At 72.6% G+C, this 24,935-nt stretch carries 20 protein-coding genes; 5 read left to right on the forward strand and 15 right to left on the reverse strand.

All coding sequences use genetic code 11. The features are described 5' to 3' along the window. Positions 1 to 110 precede the first annotated feature (110 nt). The 11 genes from AB0J58_RS24875 to AB0J58_RS24925 form a co-directional block, all read right to left on the reverse strand. Positions 111 to 3,059: a hypothetical protein gene (locus tag AB0J58_RS24875; protein WP_364219382.1), complete on the reverse strand. Its 2,949-nt coding sequence runs from the start codon at positions 3,057 to 3,059 to the stop codon at positions 111 to 113. Between the two features lie 52 nt (positions 3,060 to 3,111). Then, a complete protein-coding gene (locus tag AB0J58_RS24880; protein ID WP_364219385.1) occupies positions 3,112 to 3,519 on the reverse strand; it encodes a pilus assembly protein TadG-related protein in 408 nt (135 codons plus the stop codon). Between the two features lie 89 nt (positions 3,520 to 3,608). Further along, complete coding sequence (locus tag AB0J58_RS24885; protein ID WP_364219388.1) at positions 3,609 to 4,022, reverse strand: TadE/TadG family type IV pilus assembly protein; 414 nt, start codon at positions 4,020 to 4,022, stop codon at positions 3,609 to 3,611. Beyond that, positions 4,004 to 4,393 carry a TadE/TadG family type IV pilus assembly protein gene (locus tag AB0J58_RS24890; protein ID WP_364219391.1) on the reverse strand — a complete coding sequence of 130 codons (390 nt, stop codon included), beginning with the start codon at positions 4,391 to 4,393 and terminating at the stop codon, positions 4,004 to 4,006. The genes AB0J58_RS24885 and AB0J58_RS24890 overlap by 19 nt, the downstream gene beginning before the upstream one ends. Further along, entirely contained in the window at positions 4,390 to 4,548 is a 159-nt protein-coding gene (locus AB0J58_RS24895) for a hypothetical protein (RefSeq protein ID WP_364219393.1), read from the reverse strand. The genes AB0J58_RS24890 and AB0J58_RS24895 overlap by 4 nt, the downstream gene beginning before the upstream one ends. Beyond that, complete coding sequence (locus tag AB0J58_RS24900; RefSeq protein WP_364219396.1) at positions 4,545 to 4,787, reverse strand: hypothetical protein; 243 nt, start codon at positions 4,785 to 4,787, stop codon at positions 4,545 to 4,547. The genes AB0J58_RS24895 and AB0J58_RS24900 overlap by 4 nt, the downstream gene beginning before the upstream one ends. Positions 4,788 to 4,789: 2 nt before the next feature. Then, positions 4,790 to 5,725, reverse strand: coding sequence for a type II secretion system protein (locus AB0J58_RS24905; RefSeq protein ID WP_343973893.1), 936 nt, complete (start codon positions 5,723 to 5,725; stop codon positions 4,790 to 4,792). Further along, positions 5,718 to 6,605 carry a type II secretion system F family protein gene (locus AB0J58_RS24910; protein ID WP_030907642.1) on the reverse strand — a complete coding sequence of 296 codons (888 nt, stop codon included), beginning with the start codon at positions 6,603 to 6,605 and terminating at the stop codon, positions 5,718 to 5,720. Before AB0J58_RS24910 ends, AB0J58_RS24905 begins: the two co-directional genes overlap by 8 nt. Further along, on the reverse strand, positions 6,602 to 7,903 hold the full coding sequence (locus AB0J58_RS24915; protein WP_343973886.1) for an ATPase, T2SS/T4P/T4SS family: 1,302 nt from the start codon (positions 7,901 to 7,903) through the stop codon (positions 6,602 to 6,604). Before AB0J58_RS24915 ends, AB0J58_RS24910 begins: the two co-directional genes overlap by 4 nt. Next, positions 7,900 to 8,691, reverse strand: a complete 792-nt coding sequence (locus tag AB0J58_RS24920) for a hypothetical protein (RefSeq protein WP_343973883.1) — start codon at positions 8,689 to 8,691, stop codon at positions 7,900 to 7,902. Before AB0J58_RS24920 ends, AB0J58_RS24915 begins: the two co-directional genes overlap by 4 nt. Position 8,692: 1 nt before the next feature. Further along, positions 8,693 to 9,394, reverse strand: coding sequence for a hypothetical protein (locus tag AB0J58_RS24925; protein ID WP_051751733.1), 702 nt, complete (start codon positions 9,392 to 9,394; stop codon positions 8,693 to 8,695). 328 nt (positions 9,395 to 9,722) lie between these two features. Here AB0J58_RS24925 and AB0J58_RS24930 point away from each other — a divergent pair, with 328 nt between their 5' ends. Continuing rightward, positions 9,723 to 10,073, forward strand: a complete 351-nt coding sequence (locus tag AB0J58_RS24930; protein WP_364219399.1) for a hypothetical protein — start codon at positions 9,723 to 9,725, stop codon at positions 10,071 to 10,073. A gap of 157 nt (positions 10,074 to 10,230) precedes the next feature. Then, positions 10,231 to 14,790 carry an FtsK/SpoIIIE domain-containing protein gene (locus tag AB0J58_RS24935; RefSeq protein ID WP_364219402.1) on the forward strand — a complete coding sequence of 1,520 codons (4,560 nt, stop codon included), beginning with the start codon at positions 10,231 to 10,233 and terminating at the stop codon, positions 14,788 to 14,790. Between the two features lie 47 nt (positions 14,791 to 14,837). On the opposite strand, the gene AB0J58_RS24940 is transcribed toward AB0J58_RS24935, so the two are convergent. Beyond that, positions 14,838 to 15,110, reverse strand: a complete 273-nt coding sequence (locus tag AB0J58_RS24940; RefSeq protein ID WP_030907662.1) for a WXG100 family type VII secretion target — start codon at positions 15,108 to 15,110, stop codon at positions 14,838 to 14,840. 173 nt (positions 15,111 to 15,283) lie between these two features. Between AB0J58_RS24940 and AB0J58_RS24945 the strand changes: the two genes are divergently transcribed. The 3 genes from AB0J58_RS24945 to AB0J58_RS24955 all read left to right on the forward strand — a co-directional run bounded on the left by AB0J58_RS24945 (position 15,284) and on the right by AB0J58_RS24955 (position 19,498). After that, a complete protein-coding gene (locus tag AB0J58_RS24945) occupies positions 15,284 to 16,006 on the forward strand; it encodes an SDR family oxidoreductase (RefSeq protein ID WP_364219405.1) in 723 nt (240 codons plus the stop codon). Between the two features lie 90 nt (positions 16,007 to 16,096). Next, on the forward strand, positions 16,097 to 17,851 hold the full coding sequence (locus AB0J58_RS24950; protein WP_364219408.1) for a biotin carboxylase N-terminal domain-containing protein: 1,755 nt from the start codon (positions 16,097 to 16,099) through the stop codon (positions 17,849 to 17,851). Positions 17,852 to 18,130: 279 nt separating this feature from the next. Next, positions 18,131 to 19,498 (forward strand): hypothetical protein, encoded by a 1,368-nt coding sequence (locus tag AB0J58_RS24955; RefSeq protein WP_364219411.1) that lies wholly within the window; start codon positions 18,131 to 18,133, stop codon positions 19,496 to 19,498. 130 nt (positions 19,499 to 19,628) lie between these two features. Here AB0J58_RS24955 and AB0J58_RS24960 read toward each other — a convergent pair whose 3' ends face one another. From AB0J58_RS24960 to AB0J58_RS24970, 3 genes are all read right to left on the reverse strand, one after another. Next, positions 19,629 to 20,633, reverse strand: coding sequence for a LacI family DNA-binding transcriptional regulator (locus AB0J58_RS24960; RefSeq protein WP_364219414.1), 1,005 nt, complete (start codon positions 20,631 to 20,633; stop codon positions 19,629 to 19,631). Beyond that, complete coding sequence (locus AB0J58_RS24965) at positions 20,630 to 23,401, reverse strand: glycoside hydrolase family 3 C-terminal domain-containing protein (protein ID WP_364219417.1); 2,772 nt, start codon at positions 23,399 to 23,401, stop codon at positions 20,630 to 20,632. The genes AB0J58_RS24960 and AB0J58_RS24965 overlap by 4 nt, the downstream gene beginning before the upstream one ends. A 170-nt stretch (positions 23,402 to 23,571) precedes the next feature. Further along, positions 23,572 to 24,777, reverse strand: coding sequence for an ROK family transcriptional regulator (locus AB0J58_RS24970; protein WP_364219420.1), 1,206 nt, complete (start codon positions 24,775 to 24,777; stop codon positions 23,572 to 23,574). Between the last annotated feature and the right edge of the window lie 158 nt (positions 24,778 to 24,935).

A 24,935-nucleotide genomic window follows, 5' to 3' on the forward strand; every position in this document is an offset into this window, starting at 1 on the left:
ATATGCACGATTCGGCATGGCTTCCCCGCCGCCCTCGCCTCGCACCCGGCGGCCCACCGTGCCACGCCCCCGCGTGACCTCCGACGCGCGGACCGGACCCGCCGGGCCCGTCATGCCGTCGGAGCCGAGCGCATCCGCCACGCGGGCAGCAGCTCGTCGATGAGGGCCTCGGTCTCCGGCGCCATCCCGCCGCCGTAGGGGTGGGAGGCGGCCCGCCGGTGCAGGGCGTCGGCCACGGCACGCAGGCGGACGGGGTCGTCGGTGAGATGCGTGGCCCGCAGCAGGTCGCGCCAGAGCCCCTCGTCGTCGGCGGCCAGCAGCAGCCCGGCCCGCACCGCCGCCACCGCCTGGTCGGTCTCACCGCGGGCCAGCCGTACCTCGCAGAGCCGGTGCGCGGCGTCCGCGACGCCCGCGGCCACGTTGTACTCCAGGTCGTCGGCCGCCAGCCAGGCGTAGCGACCACGCGGGCGGTCGTTCAGCAGCGGACCCCGTACCAGACCCAGTGCCCGGTCGAGGAGCTCGGGACGCCCGCCGGGGTTGGCGTGCGACTGCCGGACGAGGTCGCGGAAGAGCATCCAGTCGGTGCGCACCTCGGGGCCGAGCCGCAGGCGCCCCGAGGTGTCGGCGTAGAGGTTGGGCCGCCCCTGGCTGTCGGTGCCCAGCCACGCGACGACCCTGGCGATCGTGGCGTCCCTGACGACCGCCTGCACGCCACGTGGCCAGAGGATGCCGCCGAGCACGACGGGGTGGACGCCGCCGGGGTGCGTCGCCAGGTAGACGACGAGCTCGACCGCGATCACGGCTCGCCCCTCCTCCATCGGCGAGGGGCCGACGACCTCGGCGGGGCCGAGGATCCGCACCTCGACCGAGGGTGTCCCGGTGACCGGTTCCGGCTCGTCGGCGAGCGGCTCGCCCTCCAGCCGCTCGGTCGCCAGGAACAGATCGATCAGTGCCCGGTACTGCCGCCGTGGCAGCAGTTGCGCGGCCACGTCGAACCCGAGCGCGTCCACCCTGGCGCGGCCCTCCTCGGTGATCGTCCAGTTCCAGGTGGCGTGCGGCACGTCACCCGCGATGACGTACCCGGCGGCGGTCCTGACGCCCTTCCTGGCGAGCAGCGCCAGGCGGCGGCCTTCCTCCTCGGTGGGAGCGATCGCGGACAGCAGGTAGTGCGGGGTGCAGACCGGGTCGGCGGCGCGTCCGTGGATCCTGCCGGTGAGCACCCCGCCTCGGTTACCGCCGTCTTTGCCCGACGCCTCCAGCTCGGGCAGGATCTCCGCCAGGCCGCCCACGTACCTGATCCGGTCGGGGGCGATCACGGTCAGTTCCTCGCCGAAGCCGACCAGCGTGACGCGCATCCGGTCCGACCAGCGGTTGGTCGCCAGCTCCACGGCGAGCGCCGCCAGAGCCGCGGTGGCCTGGGCGCCCCCGATGCTGATCGGACCGTGGGCGGCCTCCAGGTCGACGAGCACCCTGCCCTCACCGCTGGAACCGAGCGAGACCAGCCCCGGGTACGGCGCGGGCGCGTCGGCGAGTGCCTGCTCGTCGAGCATCCGGCCCTCGTGCGCGGGAAGCCGCCAGACCTGGCCTCCGTCATGGGCACTCCAGGGCGCGGGCGCGTCGGGGTCCGGCGGGTGGATCCACAGGTCGAGGGTCTGCGGCGACAGGTGGGCCGCGTAGACCGTGGGCGGGACGCGGTTCTGGGCGGCGAGGGACCTGCCCAGCAGCCGGAGCCCGACGTCGAGCATCCGGCTGCCCGGCGCGTCCGCGCCGAGCCTGAGCGCCAGCTCGGCCTGGGCGGCGTCGTCCCTCGGCCGGGTGATCCGGCGCCCGAACGCCCGGTGCCAGAGCTGCCGCCTGCGCTTACGGCCGAGCGCCAGCAGCAGCCCGGCCGCGGCCAGCGAGGCCCCGGCCAGATAGTCGAGCATCTCCAGCCCGGTGTTCTGCCCGTTCTCCGCGGGCCCCGCCACCGCCGCTCCCGGGTCCGCCGCACCGGAATTCCGCCGCTCGGGCGCGTTGGTGCCGGGCGCGGTGGTGGCCGCCGTGCTGGCCGCCGTGTCCGGGCCGCGCTCGGCGGTCGCCCTGGGGACGGGCACCTGGCGCGGGTCGTGCGAGGCGCCGCGCTCGGCGGCGTCGGGACGGCGCTCGGCCGTGTCGTGGCGCACGTTCTCCCGTGCCTGGTCCGCGCCCTCGCCGGGAGTGGAGATCTCGGGTACGGGCTCCGCCGGGAGGTCCGCACCGCCCGGAGTGAAGGTCTGGGTCCGACCGTCCAGCTCGGCGGGCTTGCCGGGGTGGTCCTTGAGGGTGTCGTCGCGCGGCTGGGACGCCGGGACGATGTGCACGTTGCGCGCGTCGTCCGGCATGTCCAGCACCCAGCCGGGCCTGATCAGGTCGGCCATCCGCAGGCGGCTGCCGTCCGGCTGCTCCCTGTGCTGGTTGAGCCGGTAGATCTCCGGATACCGCCGCCCGTCACCGAGGCACTTCTCCGCGATCTCCCACAGGCTCTCGTGGTGACGGCCGTGCGGCGGCTGCACCACGTAGACCTTCTTGGCCTTCTGCACCGGCGCCAACTCCACCCGCTCGGCGTCCGCCGCGGCCGACGCCGCCGACAGCCCGGTCGAGACGATGGCCGAGGAGGTCGCGGGTGGCAGGCTGGTCAGCTTCGCGATCGGCAGGGCCACCGCCGAGACGGTGAACAGCAGCATGGCCGCCGAGACCAGCCGGTTGGCGAACATCTGTGTGCCCCCGGAGAACGGCACCCGGGCCGGCATCCCCACCCGGCGCACTCCGGCGTAGATCTCGACCAGCACGCAGACCACCATCTGCAGCCAGGCGAGCCAGACCAGCAGCACGAGGATCGCCACGATCGTGCTCGTGCCCACCTGGCTGGTCAGCAGGTCGAGGTCGCGCAGCTCGGGCGGGAGCGGCGGCCCGGCCAGCCGGAACAGGGCGTAGGGGACCCCCGCGATGAGCGCGACCAGGACGGCCAGCGCGCCAAGGCCCGCCAGCAGGTCTCCCGGTGTGCGCCTGTCCTTGATACGCACGGGCTGTCGCGTGGGCATTCGTCTCCCTCCCCGTCCAGATTCGTCGTCGGTCAACCGGTGGGCCAGCGATTCACGGCAATTGGTCTGTCCCGATGTCCGGCCCCGCCGCGGCCAGGGCCTCCATGTCCGAGCCGGGGAAGCCGAACGCGGCCAGGAAGAACGCCTTCCAGCCGACGGAGACGTTCACGGTGACCTCGGCCTGGGCGCCACCGAGCTCGCATCGGGTGAGCCGGACGTCGCCGGCGCCGTGCGCGGAGACGATCTCCTCGGCCTTCGCGCAGACCTCCCCCTCTCCCAGCAGCCGGGCCTGGCCGGTGGCGCGCAGGTGCTCGACGTCGATCTGGTCCGCGGCGGCCCTGGCGGCCTGCTCGGCGATGTCGGCGGCCCGCAGCCGGGCGTTGATGGCGGCCCCGCCGTCCACGAGCAGCCCGGCCAGCAGGAACACCACCACCGAGAAGATCACCGTGAAGATCGACATCGACCCCCGCTCACCGTGGCGTCCTCTCCCGGCGCCCGAACACGCCGGACCGGGAAGGCCCCGGCACCGCGAGGGTGGGTTCACGAGGTTCACTCGACTCTCCGGAACTGTTCCAGCGGGACCACCGAGTCGCCCCTCATCTCCTTGGCGGCGCCGAAGCCGAGGAACTCCAGATCCAGGGAGCAGGTCACCTGGGCGTGGACCCGGCCGCCCTCCTTCCAGTCCGTGCCGGCCAGGCTGACCTCGGGCTCGCACTCGCCGGACAGCGCGGCACGGGCCACCTCGGCCGCGGCGTCCTCGGCCTCGGCCAGCGTGCGCTCGACGGAGGCGGCCCTGGCCGCGTCCCTGGCGGCGCCGTTGACCTCGCCCTGTGCTTCCACCACCCTTCCCGCGCCGACCAGGAACAGCAGGAAGAGCAGGAAGACCGGGGCCAGCAGCACCGTCTCGGCGCTGAGCGACCCTCGATCGTTCCCCACCGCGGGGATCAGTCGGCTAACTGGCATCCTTCGCTTCCGTCGTCGGGCCGGAAACACTCGACGGGACCGCCGAAGCGCGCGGTGACCGTGAACGTGGTGGAGGGCAGCAGCGGGACGACCTGGACCGCCGAGGCGGTCACTTCGACACCCCGCTGGTCGCCCTCCGCCCAGGCGGTGACCGTGGCGCCCTCCAGGAGCTTCGGGCCGACGGTCCGGATCACCTCCCGGGCGCGGGACTCGGCGTCCTGCTGCCAGGACTCGGTGTCGACCCGGGCCAGCCGCGCCCCCTCCCTGGCCGCGGCGTCGGCGATCTGGCGTCCGTGGAACCAGAGGGCGGACTGCACGATGAGCAGGATGACGACCAGCACCACCGGCATGATGATCGCCAACTCGATCACGGTGGCGCCGCGTTCACCGTCCCGGCCACCGGCCCGGCCTCGTCGGCGCGCGGCCGGACGCGCACCGTGCCCGGTGGCGCCGCGTTCGTCACCCCGGCCGCCGTCCCGGCCTGGCCTGGCCCCCCCGTTCCCGGGGCGGCCCCGCTCACGGTCACGGGTCTCCAAGGTCGCCGCCCCCGCCGCCCCCGCCGCCGAACTGGCTGGAGATCTCCGCCTGCTTCCCCTCGACGAGGGTCTTGATGAGCGTGGCGAGGCCGAGCGCCACCCCGGCGATGATGGCCGTGATGATGACCCATTCGACGGCGGAGGCCCCCCTGGTGGGGGCGTTGCGCGCCCTTTCGATCCGGACGCTCAGAACGGCGGTCGCGTAAGTGATCCACGGATGGCTCAGCATGGTCAGGACCCCAACATCTTCATAGCGGCCGGAAAACTTAGAAAGATCACGAAACCCGCGCAGAGCAGCAGCTGGGCGACGAGCATCGACTGGGAACGCTCGCCCGCCTGCCCCTCGATCTCGGCCAGCTCGCGGCGGCGCATGGTCGCGGCACGGGCGGTGAGGGACGAGCGGACCTTGGCGCCGTCGTCGGCGACCAGGCCGAGCGCCGCGGACAGGTCGCGCAGCTCGTCCACGTTGATCTCGTCGCCGAGCTGGCCGAGGGCCTGCCAGGGGGTGATGCCGACGATCCTGGCGTTGCCGAGCGCCTCGCGGATGCGGGACATCGCCCAGTTGGCGCCTTCCTCGTCGGGGCCGGGGCTGCCCACCGAGACCGCCATCATCAGCGCCTCGGGCACCCCGCGCCCGCCCGCCAGGTTCATCGCGACGAGGTCCAGGAAGGAGCCGACGACGTGCCGGAAGTCGCGGCGCATCCGCGCGGCGTCCCGCTTGACCTGCAGGTCCGGCAGGACGAAGAAGACCCCGGCGACCACGAGCGCCGCCCAGAGCGGGACGGTGAGGGAGACGCCCCAGTCCATCAGCACCAGCCAGCCGACCAGCAGCGGGAAGGCCAGCAGCCCGGAGACCGCCAGCAGCACCTTGGTGGCCAGGAAACCCTCGAACGACCTGCCGAGCAGCGCCAGGTCGGCCCTGGCGGAGCGCGCCTCCCAGCCCCTGGCCGCGTAGAAGCGGGCCATCCGCTCCCCCAGGCCGCGCCGCAGGACGCTGACCTCCTCGTCGGGCAGGATGAGCCGGGCGCGAGGCGCGTCGGTGCCCTCGCGGGCCGCGTCGAGCGCCAGCAGCCGCGTCACCAGTCCCGGGCGGGCCGGGAACAGCGCCCGGAACAACAGGAACAGGCCCATCCCGAGCACGGAGCCCGCCAGCAGTGCCTCAGTCATCGGACACCTCACCCCCGGAGGGCAGGCCCAGCAGGCGGGCGGGCTTGTCGAAGCGGGCCAGGCGGCGCATCCAGGCGAACCCCGCGCCGAACAGCCCGGCGACCACCACGAGCACGGCCTGGCCGAGCGCGTTGTCGTACTCCTCGACGTAGGAGGGGTTGAACACCACGAGCATGACGGCGAAGGCGATGGCCGTGCCGACCACGATCTGCACGCTCCGCCGGGTGGAGCGGCGCTCGGCCTCGACCCGGCGGCGCATGTCGAGCTCCTCGCGGGCGGAGACGGCCAGCGCGCCGAGCACGTCGCGCAGACCGGGGCCGCGCAGCTTGGAGTTGAGGATGAGGGCGGCCACGACCAGGTCGGCGGAGGGGTCGTCGAGCTCGTCGGCGAAGCGCCGCAGCGCGTCGGGCAGCGCCATCCTGGTGTGCAGGCGGTCGACCATCGACCGCAGGTGCGGGCGGAGCGTGGGGGCCGCCGCCCGGATCGAGGACGGGATCGCCTGCTCCAGCCCGGCCGCTCCGGCGATGGTGTCGCGGAGCGACTCGGTCCAGGCGGCCAGGGCCTCCAGCCTGCGCATCGCGGTCCGCTCCTCGGCGGCTCCGCCGGACAGGCCCCGCCAGGCCAGGGCGAGGAGCACGGCTCCGACCGCCATGACCGGCCACCCGGTCACCACCAGCACGACCACCCCGACGATGGCCCCCACCGCGGTACGGGTGGACAGGGCGCGGACGAACTCGCGCCTGCCCGCCTTCCTGCCGGGGGACGACGGGCGGGGGCGCACCCCGTACAGCGCGACGACGAGCAGGAACAGCCCCGCGCCGATCGCGATGCCGGCCAGCATCACCAGCGGGTCGAACAGGCCCGGAGGCAGGGAGGTCATGTCCAGCCTCCCGGGTCGTAGCCGAAGTGGGCGAGCTCCTCCAGGCAGGACAGCGGCGCGTGCGGCACGACCCGGCCGTCGGGCGCCATGGCGAACACCTCCGAGGAGAGCACCCTGCCGTCCACCCCGGCCACCTCGCGCACGCTCGACACGAAGCGCCGCAGCCTGCCTCCCACCGCGTAGTCGTTGCGCTTCTCGATGAACACCACGAAGTCGATCGCGCCCGCGATGAGCATGTGGGTGGCCTCGATCGGCAGACGCTCGGTGGCCTGGAGCGCGTAGGTCGCGATGCGGTTGAAGACCTCCATCGAGGAGTTGGCGTGAATCGTCGACAGCGAGCCGTCGTTGCCCTGGGTCATCGCGTTGAGCATGGTGACGATCTCGTCGCCGAGGACCTCTCCGACGATCACCCTGGACGGGTTCATCCGCAGGGAGCGGCGGACCAGTTCCGCCATGGTGATCTCGCCCTGGCCCTCGGAGTTGGGCAGCCTCTGCTCGAAGGCGACCACGTTGGGGTGGAGTTCCGGAAATTGGTCGAGGCCGAGTTCGAGGGCGCGCTCGACGGTGATGAGCCGCTCGGAAGGCGGGATCTCGTTGGCCAGGGCGCGCAGCAGTGTCGTTTTCCCGGCGTTGGTCGAGCCCGAGATCATGATGTTCTTCCTGGCCGCCACCGCCGCCGCCAGGAACCGCCCCAGCTCCGGGGTCAGGCTGCCGTTTCCCACCAGGTCGCTGAGGAAGACCTTGCCCAGCCGGGAGCGGCGGATGGAGATGGACGGGCGGACCGTCACGTCCATCACGGCCGAGAGCCGGGAGCCGTCGGGAAGGCGCAGGTCGAGCTGGGGGTTGGCGGTGTCGAACGGCCTGCTGGACAGGCCGCTGTAGGCGGCGAGGATCTGGATCAGCTCGACCAGTTCCTCGTCGGACTCGGCCACCGGCTCACGCATGATCTCCTGGCCGTCGGCGTAGCCGACGAACACCCGGTCGCAGCCGTTGATGTCGATGTTCTCGACCTCGGGGTCGTCCAGCAGGGGTTGGAGGCGGCCGACGCCGAACAGGGCCGCGTGAATCCCCGCGGCCAGCGCCTCCTCCTCCTCGGCGGTGGGCGGGGTCCTGCCGACACCGATCTCGCCGCGGGCGAACTCCTCCAGGATCTGGGCGATCAGCGCGCGGGCGAACTGGCGCTCGTCCTCACCGGTCATCGGCTGCAGGCCGCTGGCCTGGTCCAGGCGGCGTTGGTGGGCCAGCCTGTCTCCGACGTCCTGCCGGAAGCGCTTGACCAGCGTGTGGTCGATGGTCACGGCCTGGCCCCGCTCGACGGCTCGACGGGCATGCCCATCACCGGCTCGGGAGCGCTGACCTGTGCGGCGAGGCGGCCGCCCAGCTCCCGGGCGGTGCGGATCAGCAGGGAGCGGTCCAGGCGCCCACCCCACTGGCCGCGCAGCAGCTCCGCGCCCTTGGGGTCGTGCGCGAGCCCGCTCACGAAGGCGAGGTTCCTGCCGGTGCCCACGACGATCCGGCGGACCTCCTCGATCGTCGTGCGGTACTGCCGGGGGTCGGCGATCACGACCACGCCCACCTGCGGCTCGCGAGGCATGATCTGCAGACGTTCCCGCAGGTGGGCGACGTGGTCCAGGCTCGCCCTGGTGAACAGCACCACCAGCGAGGCCTCCGCGGTCAGCTCGGCCAGCTGGGGGTGGCCGCCGAGGCGTCCGCAGTCGGCCAGCACGTCGGCGCCGGGCATCGTGGCCAGTGCCCGGCCGAGCGGCCCCCAGAGCCAGGTCAGCCCGGCCGCCTGCTCGCCGTGGGTCAGTCCCGCCAGTATGTCCAGGCCACCGATGATCTTCTGGGTGTGCTCGTGGATCTGTTCCGGGTGCAGCCCGCGCCGGGCCGTGGCCCCCAGGGTGAGCAGGCCCCTGGCCGGGTTGAGCACGCCGCCGTCGGCCGCGGGCAGGCGGTAGGCGAGATCGCCGCCCGCCGGGTCGCACTCCGCGAGCAGCACCGGACGCGGCCAGATCGCGCCGAGCGCGGTGGCCGCCGTGGTCACCCCGGGTGCGCCCTTGTCCGCGGCCAGCACGATGAGCGCCACGTCAGCGCGCTCCCGGCAGCTCGGCGAGCGCGATCTCACCGGTGGAGGCGTACGCGACGACCTCCGGCGAGATGGAACTGTCCACGATGATGGTGACCAGGCCGTTCGCGCCGCTCCTGCCGGGCGTGCCGATCTGGTGGACCAGGGCGCTCTGCGCCAGCACCCGCCGCTCCTGGCCGGCGCCGCCGCCCCTGCTCGGCACGTAGACGACCTGGACCCGGTCTCCGCGCTCCAGGGTGCCCGGTGACTGTCCGGGTTTGAGGGCGAGACCGACCTGGGCCTTGCCGGGGCCCAGTTCCCTGCTGGCGGAGACCACCATCTCGCGGGTCAGGAGCGTTCCGGGGATGAGGGTGACGCGGGCGAAGTTCTCCGCGACGCGGGCGCGCTGGGACCAGGCCACGTAGCCGATGCCGGTGTCGGCGATCTGGACCTCCTTGAGCATCGCCTCGGTGAACTGCTGGCCCGCACCGATCTGCTGGGAGACGGCGATCGCCGAGACGCGGTCGCCGCTGCGCAGCACGAGCAGGGTGGTGGCGAGGGCGCCGCCCAGGATGAGGAGGACGGCGAGGGCGGCGAGGGCTGGTTTGCGCTCGCGTGGGGGCACGGGAAGCTTGCGCGACGCCGGCCCGGACAGGGTGCCCGCCGACGACTGGCGCTCGGCGTTCACCGGGACACGGCCCGTTGGCTTCTCACTGGTCCTCATGGGTAGGGGGACTCCCAGAGTGATCATAAATATGGGGACTACTGGTTGAATTTACGCCATTATGCGCACCATGCCGACGGGCTGCCGGACAAAAACCAGAACCCATGCTCGTTTGATAGGAACACGTCTGTCAACGCCGCTTCAGAAGAAAGTGACGGTTTCGCTAGATGACGGAACACTTATCCGGGTGATATGGACGGTAATTAACTCTTGCACCAATCGTCACAGCATTTACCTCCGTCATTACCGCGCCCCGTCGCCCTTCTCCGCTCACGGGTGTGTGCCCTCCTTACCCCTGAACCTGTTCAAAATGTGGCACCCTGGAGATATGGCCACATCATCCGGGCGTGACGCCTCGGGCGGGGGACGCGTCAGGCTCCTTTTCCGCGCGGCGGCCGGGCGAATGCGCCGTCGCGGGGTCGAACGCCTCACCGCCGCCCCCGCGACGGAGCGAATGACCGAGCGAATGATCGAGGGGCTGCACCGCGCGGCCGTCGGGCTGGCCGAGGTGACCTCCGAGGTCAGCGCGTACGCCGGGCTGCTGGAGGAGAAGACGGGCGAGCTTCGGGCCCGAGCCTCGGCCCGCCGTTCCGCCGGTTCTCCGAACAGGTTTTCCACAGCTCCGCACCTCGGGCAGGCCGGCACCCACGAGGCGATAAATCACCAAATATCCCCATAAATCGGTATAAACAGTCGCTACCTATGGAGAGTTATCCACAGGCTGGGATGTTTTCCACATACCGGGTCGCGGGCCATGAGATTGCCGCGAACACCCTCTCCGACCCCGTTTTCCCTCTGTACGGTGGCCCCGGGGGCCTGACCCGAGGAGAGCGTCGATGCGGATCATGCTCACCGTGCTCAGCGAGCACGCCGACCGCGATGTCGTGGTCGAGGGCGACGAGACGACCACGGTGGCACGGCTCGCCGAGTCACTCGCGGGCCAGGGCGGCGAGCGCCCGAGCAACGTGGTGCGGCTGACGCGCAGCAAGGCCCCGTACGGGCTGGGCCGTGACGCGGCCGGGGCCGAGCCCCCGGCGCTCTGGCTGGACGGACGCCCCCTCGACCCCGACGCCCCCGCGCTCGGCCTGCTCCGCGACGGCGACCTGGTCACCCTCGACCGCTCGCTCGCCCTGGCCACCCTCGCCGAGGAGCCCGGCGGGATCGTGGAGATCCGGGTGATCGGCGGGCCCGCCGCCGGGTCGGTGCACCGCCTCAGCCTGGGCGTGCACACCATCGGCTCCGACCCCGCCTGCTCGGTGGCCGTGTCCGACCCCCGGCTGCCCGCGCTGGCCGCCGTGGTGCGGCTCACCCCGGACGCCATCACGGTGGAGCCGGGGAACCCCGGGGGCGGGGCCGGGGCCCTGCTCGACCGCGAACGGCTGGAAGGTCCGCTGCCCTGGCCCGAGCACGCCCTGCTGAGCTGCGGTGGCAGCGTGCTGACCCTCAAGGCGGTGGAGCCGCCCGACGCGCACCTGGACGCGCAGCCGGACGGCGGCCTGGCCTACAACCGGCCGCCCAGGTTCCGCCCGCCGGGCGGCGCGCGGCGTTTCGAGGTGCCGGCCGAGCCCAGGCGGGCCGAGACCATGCGGCTGCAGCTGCTGACCGCCTTCCTGCCCGCGGCGCTGGGACTCGGCATGGCCTGGGCACTGCAGACCTGGTACTTCCTGCTGTTCGCGCTGATGACACCGCTGATCATGATCGGCCAGTGGTGGAGCGACCGGCGGCACGGCCGCAAGCAGTACCGCCGGCAACTCAAGGAGTACCGGGAGCGGCTGAAGGTCTTCGAGGCGACCGTGGAGCGCGCCCGCGCCGACGACGAGACCGCCCGCCGCGCCGCCGCGCCCGACCCCGCCGAGGTACTGCTCACCGTGACGGGCCCCCGGCGGCGGCTCTGGGAGCGGCGCGACCACGACCCCGACGCGCTGCGGCTCCGGGTCGGCCTCGCCGACCTGGCCGCCGACCTGGAGTTCACCCCCGAGCGCTCCGCGCCGGCCGACACCCCGATGCCCGACCCGCCCACCTGCCAGGCGGTGCCGGTGGCGCTCGCCATGCGCCGCCTGGGCGTCGCCGGTCTGACCGGGCCCAGGGAGACGACGGCCGGGCTGGCGCGCTGGCTGGTCGGCCAGGCCGCCGCCCTGCACAGCCCGCGCGACCTGGCGATCGTCGTGCTCTCCGCGCACGGTGACAGCGAGGAGCGGTGGAGCTGGGTACGGTGGCTGCCGCACTGCGCCCCGCGCGGCGGCGAGGACTGCGTGGCCCTGGTCGGCGCCGACCCCGAGGCCGCGGCCCGCAGGGTGAGCGAGCTGGCCGCGCTGATCGACGAGCGCCTCGGCGACGACGCCGCCGCGGGGTCCGCGGCCAGGCTCGGCCGCGTACCGGCAGGCTGGGGCGACCTGGGCGGGGGCGGCGGGTCCGAACAGCCGTACGCCGCCCCCGTCTACGACGAACGCCCCTACGACGTGCTGGTGGTGCTCGACGGCGCGCAGGTGCTGCGCGCGCTGCCGGGCATGCCCCAGGTGCTGCGCCAGGGACCACGCGCGGGCGTCTACACCCTGGCGGTGGACGGCGACCAGCGGCTGCTGCCCGAGGAGTGCGCCACCGTCGCCGCCATGGAGACCGACGGCACCGTGCGGCTGCGCGGCGGTGGCCTGGACGACCTCGGCGAGATCCTGGCCGACCAGGTGACGGCCGCCTGGTGCGACCGGCTGGCCCGCTCGCTGGCGCCGATCCGCGACGTCAGCCGCGACGACGCCGGCCTCGCCCTGCCGGGCTCCGCGCGGCTGCTCGACCTGCTGGAGCTGCCGTCGGTCTCCGGTGCGGCCCTGGCCGAGCGCTGGGGCCGGGCGACCGAGGCCGTGGTGGGGGTGGGCCCCGAGGGGCCGTTCTCGGTCGACCTGCGCAGGGACGGACCGCACGCGCTCATCGCGGGCACCACCGGTGCGGGCAAGTCGGAGCTGCTGCAGACCCTGATCTGCTCGCTGGCGGTGGCCAACAGGCCGGACGAGATGACGTTCGTGCTGATCGACTACAAGGGCGGCGCCGCGTTCAAGGAGTGCGTGCGGCTGCCGCACACGGTGGGCATGGTCAGCGACCTCGACGGCCACCTGACCCAGCGGGCCCTGGCCTCCCTGGCCGCCGAGATCCGCCGCCGTGAGCGCCTGCTGCTGACCGTGGGAGCGAAGGACATCGAGGACTACCACGAGCTGCGCGACGCCCGCACGGCCCGTGCCTCCCGGGACCTGCTCGTCGCCGGGAGCGGCGCGCCGGTCAGGCCGCTGCGCGGGCGCGCCGAGCCTCCGGCCCCGCTGCCCCGGCTGGTGCTGGTCATCGACGAGTTCGCGGCCATGGTCAGCGAGCTGCCCGACTTCATGACCGGGCTGGTCGACATCGCCAGGCGGGGACGCTCGCTCGGCATCCACCTCATTCTCGCCACCCAGCGCCCCGGCGGGGTGGTGACCGCCGACATACAGGCCAACACGTCCCTGCGGATCGCGCTGCGGGTCACCGAGGCCACCGAGTCCGCCGACGTCATCGACCGCCCGGACGCCGCGTACATCCCCAAGTCCGCTCCCGGCCGGTGCTATGTGAAGTCGGGCGCGGGCGCGGCGACGGCGGTGCAGACCGCGCGGATCGGCGGACGGAGCCCCGGTGTCTCGGGCGGCGAGGCCAGGGTGCGGGTGACGGAGGTGGGCTGGCAGGCGCTGGGCCGCCCCAGGCCGACGCGCGCGGGGGTCGAGGGAGGCCACGTCACCGACCTGTCGGTACTCGCCGACGCGCTCGTCGAGGCGGCCCGCGTCGCCGGAGTCGCGGAGCAGCCGAGTCCCTGGCTCGAACCGCTCCCCGAGCTCACGGTCGTCCCCGGCCTCTCCACACCGTCCACCGGCCTGCCCTACCGGACGGGGGCCGAGGAGGTGCCGCCGCTGGCCTTCGGGGTCACCGACATGCCCTGGGCGCAGGACCGGCGGGCACTGGCGCTCGACCTCGCGGGCGGGGGGCACCTGCTCATCGCGGGCGCCTCGCGGAGCGGGCGGTCCACGGCGCTGCGCACGCTCGCGGGGGCGATCGCCGGCCGGACCTCCCCCGACGACGTGCACGTGCACGCGATCGACTGCGGCTCGGGGGCGCTGCTGCCCCTGATGGCGATGCCGCACTGCGGCGCCGTGGTGACGCGCGACCAGCTCGACCGGGTGGAGCGGCTGCTGGCCAGGCTCCGCGCGGAGGTGGGGCGGCGCCAGCAACTCCTCGCCGAGGCCGGGTACGCCTCGCTGGCCGAGCTGCGCGCCGGCACGGACGGCCCCCGGCTGCCGTGGCTGGTCCTGATGCTCGACCGGTGGGAGGGATTCGTCGCCGCGTTCGAGGGCTATGACTACGGGCGGCTGATCGATTCGCTGATGCAGCTGCTGCGGGAGGGACCCGCGGTCGGACTGCGGGCCGTGGTGACCGGTGACAGGTCCGTGCTGCTCGGGCAGATCTCCACGGTCTTCGACGACCGGCTGATCCTGCGGCTGGCCGACCCGTCCGACTACGGCCTGGCCGGGTTGCCGGTCAAGGACCTGCCCACGACCCTCGCGCCGGGCCGCGCACTGTCCACCGGCGAGTACGGCACGACCGAGAGCCAGATCGCGCTGCTCTGCGACGACCCCTCGGGACCGGCGCAGGTCGCCGCGCTCCAGGCGCTGGCCCGGTCGGCGCCGGAGATCACCGCCGACCCGCCGCTGCGGGTGGACGCGCTGCCGATGCGCGTCACCGCGGCGCAGGTCCTGGATCTGGTGCCCTCCTTCCGGCCGCCGTCGCCGCTGTGGGCGCTGTTCGGCGCCGGGGGCGACTCGCTGGCCCCGCTCGGCGTCGACCTGCTGGCCCACGGCCCCGGCGCGGTCGTCGCGGGGCCGCCCAGGTCCGGCAGGTCCACGGCACTGCTGACCGCCACCCACTCCCTGCTCGCCCAGGGCACCCCCACGGTCCTGGTGACTCCCCGGCGCAGCCCGCTGTGCACGCTGGTGGACACCCCCGGCGTGCTGGCCGTGCTGGACGCGAACGGTGACCTGCACGAGGCCGTCACGGGACAGGACCGCTACGTCGTGATCGTCGACGACGCCGAGCTGATCTCCCCGGACTCTCCCCTGGGCACCGCGCTCGAACAGGTGCTCCGGAGCGGCAGGGACGGCGAGCACGGCATGATCATCGGTGGTACCACGGGCGACCTGACCACCGCCTACCGAGGTTTCGCGGCCGAGACCCGCAAGGGGCGCACCGGCCTGCTGCTCTCGGTCCAGAGCCCCGCCGACGGCGATCTGTTCACGGTCCGGCTGCCCCGAGGCGCGGTCGGCGGCCCCCCGGGGCGCGGCCTGCTGGTGACCCTGGGCTCGGTGACCCCCATCCAGGCGGCCGTCACATGAGAATGCCCCGGTCCTTCAAGAACCGGGGCATTTCGGCGGGCCGTTTCCTATCGCGTGGCGGACTCGATATTGCCGCGGTAGGTGTTGATCACCCGAGAAGCCTCGCCGAGCTCCTCGGACATGCGCTGGAAAGCGGCGCGATAGTTCTGCCAGGCCTCGCTGAAACGCTGGGCGCCGGGCCCCGTCCAGGCGGTTCCGACCTTCGCCGCCTCCCTGTCAAGGGCAGCCACGGTTGCTCTGACCTGGTCGGCCTGCTGGGTGAACTGGGTGGCCATCTGCTGCATTTCCGCGGGGTTGCCGCCGAGCAAGTTCTGGCTCATGCCAGTCTCCTTCGGATCGGTGTCGGGGGTTGGTCACCAAACGAAATCACGATAGGCGTACGGATCACAGGGGTATCCGGGATATACCGAGCGGCTATGGACGTTCCCTTCGCCGCTGAGAGACTAACGTTCTTCATTGTCTTGATTTTTAGTGATTCAAGGAGATATGGGCAGTGCGTGAGATTGTGGTGACGGGCGGAGGCACCGGAATCGGCTACGCCATCGCGGCGGCGTTCGCCGCGCAGGGCGACCGGGTGACCGTCACCGGGCGGCGCGAGCAGGTGCTCAAGGAGGCGGCCGACCGGCTGGGCGTCTCGTACGTGGCGTTCAACGCGGCCAACCCAGTGGCGGTGGGCGAGGCGCTGGAGCGGCTGCCCGCGCGGGTGGACGTGCTGGTCAACAACGCGGGCGGGAACACCAACCTGGACCGCGTACCGTCCGGCGACGACCTGATGGACGTGGCGGAGGGCTGGTGGGCCAACCTCAACGCCAACCTGATGTCGGCCGTACTGGTCACCAGCGCGCTCGTCCCGCGTCTCGCCGAGGGCGGCCGGATCATCACGATCGGTTCCATCGCGGCCAGGGGCACCGGTTCCGGCTCGTACGGCGCGGCCAAGGCGGCCGTGGAGGCGTGGACCGCCGACCTGGCCGCCGAGCTGGGGCCGCGGGGCGTCACCGCCAACGTGGTCTCCCCCGGCCTGATCGTGGACACCGAGTTCTTCCGGGGCCGTCTCACCGAGGAGGGGGTGCGCCGCAGGGTCGAGGGCACCAGGAACGGCAGGGCCGGGACCCCGGACGACGTCGCCGAGACCGTGCGGTTCGTCGCCTCCGCCGAGGCGCGCCACGTGACCGGGCAGGTCCTGCACGTCAACGGCGGCGCGTACCTGGGCAGGTAGGACCCCCCTCCGCTCCGCCATCAGGCGCCGCTTACACTCCGTTGGAGGCCCGCCAGCCCCCTGTTCGCACGTCCGAAGGGAACGACGTCGGTGCATAAGGTCTTGATCGCCAACCGTGGTGAGATCGCGGTTCGAATCGCCCGCGCGTGCAAGGACTCCGGGTTGGCCAGTGTCGCCGTCTACTCCGACCAGGACCTGGACGCGCTCCATGTCCGGGTCGCGGACGAGGCGCACGCCCTTGGTGGCCAGACACCCGCGGAGACCTACCTCGACATCACCAAGCTGCTGCGGGTCGCCGCGGAGACCGGGGCGGACGCCGTACACCCCGGCTACGGTTTCCTGGCCGAGAACGCCGGCTTCGCCCAGGCGGTCATCGACGCCGGCCTGACCTGGATCGGCCCGCCGCCGGCCGCGATCATCGCGCTCGGTGACAAGGTGCAGGCCCGCCACATCGCGCAGAAGGTCGGCGCGCCGCTCGTGGCCGGCACCAAGGATCCGGTCTCCGGAAGCGAGGAGGTCGTCGCCTTCGCCGCCGAGCACGGCCTGCCGATCGCGATCAAGGCCGCCTACGGAGGCGGCGGGCGCGGGCTGAAGGTGGCGCGCACCGCGGAGGAGATCCCCGAGCTGTACGACAGCGCGGTCCGCGAGGCGGTCACCGCGTTCGGCAGGGGCGAGTGCTTCGTCGAGCGCTACCTGGACCGTCCCCGGCACGTGGAGACCCAGTGCCTGGCCGACACCCACGGCAACGTGGTCGTGGTGTCCACCCGTGACTGCTCGCTGCAGCGCCGCCACCAGAAACTGATCGAGGAGGCGCCCGCCCCCTTCCTGACCCCCGAGCAGCTCGACCTGCTCTACACCAGCTCCAAGGCGATCCTGCGCGAGGCGGGCTACGTCGGGGCCGGTACCTGCGAGTTCCTGGTGGGCCAGGACGGCACGATCTCCTTCCTGGAGGTCAACACCCGGCTGCAGGTCGAGCACCCGGTCACCGAGGAGGTGGCCGGCGTCGACCTGGTACGCGAGATGTTCCGCGTCGCCGACGGCGAGGAGCTGGGATACGGCGACCCCGTGCTGCGCGGCCACTCGATCGAGTTCCGGATCAACGCCGAGGACGCCGGGCGCGGCTTCCTGCCCGCCCCCGGCACGATCACGCGGATGAGCGCCCCCTCCGGTCCCGGGGTGCGCCTGGACTCCGGCTACGAGACCGGCATGACCGTCCCGCAGTCCTTCGACTCCCTGGTCGCCAAGCTGATCGTGACCGGAGCCGACAGGAGGCAGGCCCTGGAGCGCTCGCGCCGGGCGCTGGCCGAGTTCGAGATCGACGGCATGCCGACCGTGCTGCCCTTCCACCGTGCCGTGGTGTCCGATCCCGCGTTCACCGGCGCGCCCTTCTCGGTGCACACCCGGTGGATCGAGACCGAGTTCGACAACACGATCGCGCCGCACGCGGGAGAGCACGGCGAGGCCGAGGAGCCGGGCGAGCGGCAGCGGATCACCGTCGAGGTGGCCGGCAAGCGGCTGGAGGTGGTGCTCCCCGCGGGGTTCGCCGCCGGGAATCCCGGCTCGGGCGGCGCGACGTCGAAGGCACCGCGCCGCGGCGGCGGCGGGGTGGCCAAGAAGGCCGCGAGCGGCGACTCGCTGGTCAGCCCGATGCAGGGCACGATCGTCAAGGTCGTCGCCGCCGACGGCGACACCGTCGCGGCCGGTGACACGATCGTCGTGCTGGAGGCGATGAAGATGGAGCAGCCGCTCGCCGCGCACAAGGCCGGCACCATCACCGGACTGGCGGCGCAGGTCGGCCAGACCGTCACCTCGGGTGCCACGATCTGCGAGATCAAGGACGTCTGAGTTCCCGCCCGGCGCGGTGTACGCCCACGTTCACCGGCGCCCCGGGGATCCGGTGGAGATCCACGGACATCGCGCCGGGGCCGGGCTCCCGGGGTGCCCCGAAAGCCCCGGCCACGCTCGCCCGAGCTCTCGGGTGCGCGGGTCCACGCGGGCCGTGGCGCGACGATCACACACGGATGCCCCGGTAGACGCCTGACCCGGTTCGGAAAAGGATACGGTCGGGATGTAGGAACTCTGACGTCCACTCATTCGTCTTCAGGACGAAGGAGGCTTTCTGCCGTGACCACGATTAGAACCGCGCCAGGCCGTTTCGGTGCCATGCTCATGGCACTGTTCGCCGGGCTGCTGGCCGTTTTCATGCTCGCCCCGGCGGCCCACGCCGCGGCGCCAGACCCCAGTGCGATCGCCTCGGAGCTGAAGGACGGGGACCACTTCTACGCCGATCCCGCGGCGGGCCTGCCCGCCAACGCCGTCGACGCCATGCGCGGCGCGGCGGAAAAGACTTCCTCCGTCTACGTGGCGTTGCTCCCCGAGAACTCGATCACCAGCCAGTCCCAGGCGAGGACCCTGCTGAGCTCGCTCCTGAAGAGCGTCGGCCCCAAGTCGACGGTCCTGGTGATGAACGGCAGGACCCCGTTCGGCGTCACGAACATCAAGGGCGTCGACATCGACGAGCTGCTCGGACGGGCCAAGACCGACAGCCCGACCGACAGCGTGATCAACTTCGCCAGGCTGGCGGACGACGCGGCGACGGGCGCGGGTGTGCCCGCCAAGTCCTCCGACTCCTCCAGCTCCTCCAGCAGCGGCTCCAGTGCGGGCGTGCTGGTCGGCATCCTGGTGCTGGCCGCGGCCGGTGGCGCGGGCATCTTCTTCTACTCCCGCAAGAAGAAGAAGGAGCGCGAGATCCGTGAGGCCGCCGAACTGGCCGCGGTCAAGCAGACCGTGGACGAGGACGTCACCAAGTTCGGCGAGGAGATCACCGACCTCGACACCGACGTCAAGCTGCTCGGCAACGGCGCCGACCACCTGCAGGACTGGCAGCGCGCCCTGGACTCCTACGAGCGGGCCAAGGTGGAGCTCGCGGCGGTCAACCGCCCCGACGAGCTCCGCGGCGTGACCACCGCGCTGGAGGAGGGCCGCTACGCCCTCGCCTGCGTGAAGGCGCGCGTGAACAACCAGCCGCTGCCCGAGCGGCGCTCCCCGTGCTTCTTCAACCCGCAGCACGGGCCCTCCGTCCGCGACGTGCGCTGGGCCCCGCCCGGCGGCGCGCTGCGCGACGTGCCCGCCTGCGCGGCCGACGCGGAGGCCGTCGAGCGCGGCTTCGAGCCGCAGACCCGCGAGGTCATGGTCAACGGCCAGCGCCGCCCGTACTACGACGCGGGACCGGCCTACCAGCCCTACGCCTACGGTTACTACGGCGGCTTCGGCGATGTCATGACCGGCATGCTCGTCGGCACCATGATGGGCAGCATGCTGAGCGGCGGATTCGGCGGCGGCTACGGTAGCTACGGAGCCGGCTACGAGCAGGGGGTCGCCGACAGCGGCACCGACTTCGGCGGGGGCGGCGACTTCGGCGGCGGAGGCTGGGGGGACTTCGGCGGCGGCGGAGACTTCGGCGGCGGAGACTTCGGCGGGGGCGACTGGTAGCCCCCGCCGCGGCAGGACAACGAGTAGGACGACGCCGGGCGCGCTTCCCCTTCGGGGGGAGCGCGCCCTTCGGTGTTATCGGAGCCCGTCGCCGGGCTCCGAGTGATGTCATCCCGGCGCACGGCGGCTCTCAGGTGCTGTCGCGCACGGTGAGCCGCGGCTGGAGCAGGGTGTCCTCGGGGACGGTGTGGCCCTCGAGCTTCTCCATGAGCAGCCGGACCGCCTGGCGGCCCACCTCCTCGGCCGGGATCAGCACCGAGGTCAGCGGCGGACTGGAGCGTTCCGCGATGTCGTCCGGGCAGATCGCCACCACGGCGACGTCGTCGGGCACCCGCCTGCCGTGCTGGCGCAGCGCTCCCAGCACGTGGTTGACCGCGGCCTCGTTGTGCACGACCAGCCCGGACAGGCCCGGCCTGGTGTCCAGCAGCTCGGCGATCACGGTGGACACCTGGTCGAAGTTCTCCTCGCACGACAGGGCCACCCCTTTCAGGCCGGTGTCGGCCACGGCCGCCGTGAAGCCCTCCCGGGTGCGGCGGGCGAAACCGGTGCCCCGGTCGTAGACGACCGAGGGCGCGCCGAGCAGCGCGACCTCGGTGTGCCCGCGCTCGGCCAGGTGCTCCACGCAGAGCGCACCCGCCCTCGCGAAGTCGAGGTCGACGCAGGTCAGCCCGGCCGAGTCGGCGGGGAAACCGATCAGCACGCTGGGCTCGGCGAGGTCCTTGAGCAGCGGCACCCGGCTGTCGTGCAGCTCCACGTCCATCAGGACCAGCCCGTCGACCAGCGCGCTCGCCGCCGCCCTGCGCAACCCGTCCGACCCCTCGTCGGCGGTCAGCAGCAGCACGTCGTGGTCGTACTGCCGCGCGGCGGTGACCACCGAGGTGGCGAACTGCATCAGCACCGGGACGTGCATCCCCGCCCGCAGGGGCAGCACCAGCGCGATGACGTTGGCCCGCTTGCTGGCCAGCGCCCTCGCCCCGGCATTGGGGTGGTATCCGAGGACCCGCACGCTGTCGAGCACCCTGCGCCGGGTGTCGGCCGAGATCGCCCGCTTCCCGCTGAGCACGTACGACACGGTGCTGACCGCCACTCCCGCGTGCCTGGCGACCTCGCTGATGGTCACCGCCCGCTCACTCATGCGGTCTCGCAGAAGCTCAGGGCGGCCACGGTGATCCCGATGTTCTCGAACACCACATAAAGATCGTGGACTCCTCCCTGCTCCGCAAGCCCGGCGCGCACCTCGGTGAGGTCATGGCGGCCGGCGCGGGGGACGGGGAGGTCGCCGATCACGGGGCCGTAGAGGGGGTCGTCCAGGCGCAGGGTGATCACACCGCCCTCGGCGCTGGTGGCGCTGACCGAGCAGGAGGCGGCCCCCTCCCCCAGGTCGACCGAGCGGAACACGATCCACGCCCCCTCGGCGGTGGACCGCACGGCGTCGCCGGAGATCCTGGCCGCGTCCACGAACGCCACCGAGTCGTACTCGTCGTGGTCCACCGCGGCGATCGGGCCCGCGAAGGCGTCGCGCGGCGGGATGCGCTCGCCGTCGACGTGGAAGGAGGCGCAGAGCCGGATGTCGCGCGCGGAGCCACCGATCATGATCTTGTGGGACGCGTCCTCGACGACGAACCGGCCCCCGGTGACGTCCCAGAAGGCCAGTTCCCGAACGTCGAGGTCCCAGTCGACCCGGGTGCTCTCGCCGGGGGCGAGCCGCACCTTGACGAAGCCCCGCAGGCGGCGCAGCGCCTGCTTGACCCGGGAGCTCCGCTGACGGGTGTAGATCTGGACGACCTCCACCCCGGCTCGGGCACCGGTGTTGGTGACGGTGGCCGAGGCGCTGAGCCGGCCGTCCCGCACCGAGACGGCCAGGTCGGTGTAGTCGAAGGTGGTGTAGCTGAGGCCGTGGCCGAAGGGGTAGAGCGGGGTGCCCCGGAAGTACTGGTAGGTCGCGTCGGCGGCGATGATGTCGTAGTCGAGCAGGTCGGGAAGCTCACACGCGGAGTCGTACCAGGTCTGGGTGAGCCGCCCCTCGGGGTCGGCGTCGCCGAACAGCACCTCGGCAAGCGCGTGCCCGTACTCCTGGCCGCCGTGCGAGGACCACAGCACCGCGGGCGGGTCGTCGCCGTCCCAGGTCACCGGGTAGCCACTGCTGATCACCATGACGGTCCTCGGGTTGGCCGCGCGTACCGCCTCGACCACCGCCTGCTGCGCGGCGGGCAGCGCCAGGTCCAGGCGGTCCTCGGTCTCCCTGCCGTTGACCAGCGGATGGTCCCCGACGACCACCACGGCCACGTCCGCGGTGGCGGCGAGCGCGGCGGCGGCCTCGGCGCCGCCGGCCACCCGCTCCACGGTGAGCCAGGCGGCGGCGTCGGCATCGTCGACCAGGCGGAAGACCTCGCCGTCCAGCGCGACGTAGCGGCCCGTGGAGATGTGCCTGAGCGCCAGCGTGCCGCGCGGGCGCTCCTCGGTGCGGAAGGTCTGGCGCACCTCCCAGCCGTTGGGTCCCGGCTGGTCGTTGACCAGCACGCCGTCGTCGCCGACCGAGAGGTGGCGCCCGGTCGCCACGGCCCGCAGGGCGTAGCAGCCGCCGCCCCAGTCGAACAGGTCGAACAGGCCGGGCTCGGCGCCGACGCCGAGCGGCCCGCCGTCGAGGTCGGCGACGACGTGGCCGCCGTCCACCGAGAGCGTGATCCGGTCCACCGCCTCGCAGAAGACGGTCTCGCAGCGCTCGGCGAGCCCGGCGCGGGCGGTGACCGCGTAGGGGAGCGTCCCCGAGTACCAGTCCTCCATGAGGGTGTCGCCGAGCTGGCCGATGACCGCGATCCTGCGCACCGAGGTCAGCGGCAGGATCCCGTCGTTGCGCAGCAGCACGATCGAGCGCCGGGCGGCCTCGCGGGCCAGTTCCTGGTGCTCGGGGCAGTTGACCACCGCCTCGGTGATGTCGTCGTACGGGGTGGCGGGGTCGAACTCGCCCAGCCGGAAGCGGATGGAGAGCGTGTGCCGTACCGCGAGGTCGATGTCGGCCTCGGTGAGCAGGCCGCGCTCCAGCGCGGCGTGGATGTGCCCGAGGGTGGCCTCGCTCCGCTCGTCGTCCTGGGTGAAACTGTCGAGCCCCGCCCTGATCGCGTGCGCGTAGGCCTCGGGAAGGTCGTCGTAGTAGGCCTGCAGGCCGGTGAGGTTGGCGGGCGCGTAGGCGTCGCTGACCACGAGGAGGTCGTCGGGCGCCCAGGCTCGCAGCACCTCGCCGATCAGCGGGCTGAGGTGGGCCGGGCGGCCGTTGACCAGGTTGTAGGAGGGCATCACGGCGACCGCGGCGCCGTCGGCCAGCGCGGACCGGTAGGCCGGGAGCTCGTACTCGCGCAGCACCCGGGGCGGCAGGTTGCTGGAGGTGACGCAGCGGTCGGTCTCGTTGTTGTAGCCGAGGAAGTGCTTGAGGGTGGGGGCGGTCTTCAGCACCGTGGGATCGCTCCCACGAAGGCCGGAGGCGTACGCCGTCGCCATCACACCGGTCAGCCACGGGTCCTCGGAGTAGCCCTCCTCGTTGCGACCCCAGCGGGGGTCGCGCAGCGGGTTGACCACCGGCGCCCAGACGTTGAGCCCGGCCCCCGCCGGATCCTTGTGGTGGAAGGCCAGCACCTCGTCGCTGGTGGCCTCGCCGACCCGCCGCACCAGGTCCGGATCCCAGGTGCTGGCCAGCCCGATCGCCTGGGGGAACACCGTCGCGGGACCGAGCCAGGCCAGGCCGTGCAGCGCCTCGGTGCCGGTGCGGAAGGGACCGAGCCCGAGCCGCTCCACCGGCTGCTGGTACTGGTGCAGCAGCCCGACCTTCTCCTCCAGCGTGAGCCTGCTCCGCAGGTCCGCGATCCGCTGCGCGAGGGGGAGTTCCGGGTCACGGAACGGTTCGTTCATCGGGGACCATCCCTTTGAGAGCGTCGAAGCGCTTCGATTTCTGTCCTGGAAGAACGCCTCTGTCGAAGCGCTTCGATAATCGGTCCGGGAAAACTCCGGTCGCCACCCGTGCGTTACGCGCGTGTTTCGAGCGGAGCTTCCCTGAAGGGTGCACTCCCGTGCGGCCCAGGTCAAGAGATTCGCGGCAAACGGCCCGAATCCACCGAGTCGAGCACTCGGGCGGCACCACCCAGCGCCGCCGCGCCATAACCGAGCGTGGAGGCGACGACCCGGCAGCCCCCGGCGTCCGGCGCGATCGTGCGCCCCCGCGTCTCGGTCTCCACCGCGGGCAGCAGCCACGGCGCGAGCGGTACGTAGTAACCGCCCAGGATGACCACCTCGGGGTTGAGCAGGTTGGCCAGCACCGCCACGCCCTTGCCGAGGTTGCGGCCCACGGTGTCGAGGACCCCGAGCGTGCCCGGGTCGCCCCCGCGGGCCAGCCGTACCACCTCGTCGAGTTCGAGCTCGACCTCGGCGGGCGAGATCGCGGCGTGTTCCAGCACGGCGCCGATCCCGGCGACGGCCTCCAGGCAGCCCAGGCGCCCGCACCGACACTCGGCGCCGAGCGGGTCGAGCTGGATGTGGCCGATCTCGCCGCCGTAGCCCTGACCTCCCCTGCGCAGCCGGCCGTCGAGGATGATCCCGCCCCCGACCCCGATCTCGCCGGTGAGGTAGACCAGGTTGGCCGTCCCGGCATGCGGGCCGAAGCGGTGCTCGGCCAGGGCCGCCAGGTTGGCGTCGTTGTCGACCTGGACCGGGAAACCCGGGTCGCGCAGCGCCTTGGTGAGGTCGCCGCAGAGGTCGGCGTCGCGCCAGCCGAGGTTGGGCGCGATGCGCACCGTGCCGTCGGTGCCGATCAGTCCGGGTACGCCCACGGTCAGCCCCAGGACCTGGCGCTCCTGTTTGGTCATCCGGCTCACCACCCGGCGGACGATCCCGGCGACGGTGGCCATCGCCTGCCCCACCGTGCCCGCGGCGCCGGGAAAGGACCTCCGCCAGGAGAGCAGCCTCTCCCCCGACAGGTCCACCGCGACCGCGGTGACGTAGTCGACGTTGATCTCGATGCCGATCGCCGCGTACGGCGAGCCGTCGAGCACCAGCATCGTGGCCGGGCGGCCGACGCGGTTCTCCGTCAGGCCGGTCTCCCTGACCAGGCGGCGGTCGATCAGGTCGGCGACCAGGCTCGACACGGTCGCCTTGTTCAACCCGGTGGACGCCGCGATGTCGGCCCGCGAGCACGGCGCGTGCTCGCGCACGAACCTCAGCACCACGGCCAGGTTGGTGGCCCGCACGTCGGCGAAGTCGGCCGGACGCGGGTCAGTCGTAGATGTGATCAAGGTGAGTCCCGCTCCCGCTCGGCCAGGCTGGCCCCATCATGCCCCATCGTTCACCAATCTGTGACCACCCCCCGGCGGCCCGCGATCGGCGGTCCCTTGTGGCGACGGTCACCCTCGACTAATTTGTTTGGTCGAAAGACGAACTAATTCTACCCCGG

This window comes from Streptosporangium sp. NPDC049644 (assembly GCF_040675205.1).
Taxonomy (GTDB): domain Bacteria; phylum Actinomycetota; class Actinomycetes; order Streptosporangiales; family Streptosporangiaceae; genus Streptosporangium; species Streptosporangium fukuiense.

What these genes read in the sequence shown, in the direction of transcription:
- AB0J58_RS24940 (WP_030907662.1), bottom strand. Translation starts at nt 15,110, where the DNA reads ATGAGCCAGAACTTGCTCGGCGGCAACCCCGCGGAAATGCAGCAGATG.
- AB0J58_RS24925 (WP_051751733.1), bottom strand. Translation starts at nt 9,394, where the DNA reads ATGAGGACCAGTGAGAAGCCAACGGGCCGTGTCCCGGTGAACGCCGAG.
- AB0J58_RS24880 (WP_364219385.1), bottom strand. Translation starts at nt 3,519, where the DNA reads ATGTCGATCTTCACGGTGATCTTCTCGGTGGTGGTGTTCCTGCTGGCC.
- AB0J58_RS24930 (WP_364219399.1), top strand. Translation starts at nt 9,723, where the DNA reads ATGGCCACATCATCCGGGCGTGACGCCTCGGGCGGGGGACGCGTCAGG.
- AB0J58_RS24900 (WP_364219396.1), bottom strand. Translation starts at nt 4,787, where the DNA reads ATGCTGAGCCATCCGTGGATCACTTACGCGACCGCCGTTCTGAGCGTC.
- AB0J58_RS24935 (WP_364219402.1), top strand. Translation starts at nt 10,231, where the DNA reads ATGCGGATCATGCTCACCGTGCTCAGCGAGCACGCCGACCGCGATGTC.
- AB0J58_RS24960 (WP_364219414.1), bottom strand. Translation starts at nt 20,633, where the DNA reads ATGAGTGAGCGGGCGGTGACCATCAGCGAGGTCGCCAGGCACGCGGGA.
- AB0J58_RS24885 (WP_364219388.1), bottom strand. Translation starts at nt 4,022, where the DNA reads ATGCCAGTTAGCCGACTGATCCCCGCGGTGGGGAACGATCGAGGGTCG.
- AB0J58_RS24965 (WP_364219417.1), bottom strand. Translation starts at nt 23,401, where the DNA reads ATGAACGAACCGTTCCGTGACCCGGAACTCCCCCTCGCGCAGCGGATC.
- AB0J58_RS24905 (WP_343973893.1), bottom strand. Translation starts at nt 5,725, where the DNA reads ATGACTGAGGCACTGCTGGCGGGCTCCGTGCTCGGGATGGGCCTGTTC.
- AB0J58_RS24910 (WP_030907642.1), bottom strand. Translation starts at nt 6,605, where the DNA reads ATGACCTCCCTGCCTCCGGGCCTGTTCGACCCGCTGGTGATGCTGGCC.
- AB0J58_RS24875 (WP_364219382.1), bottom strand. Translation starts at nt 3,059, where the DNA reads ATGCCCACGCGACAGCCCGTGCGTATCAAGGACAGGCGCACACCGGGA.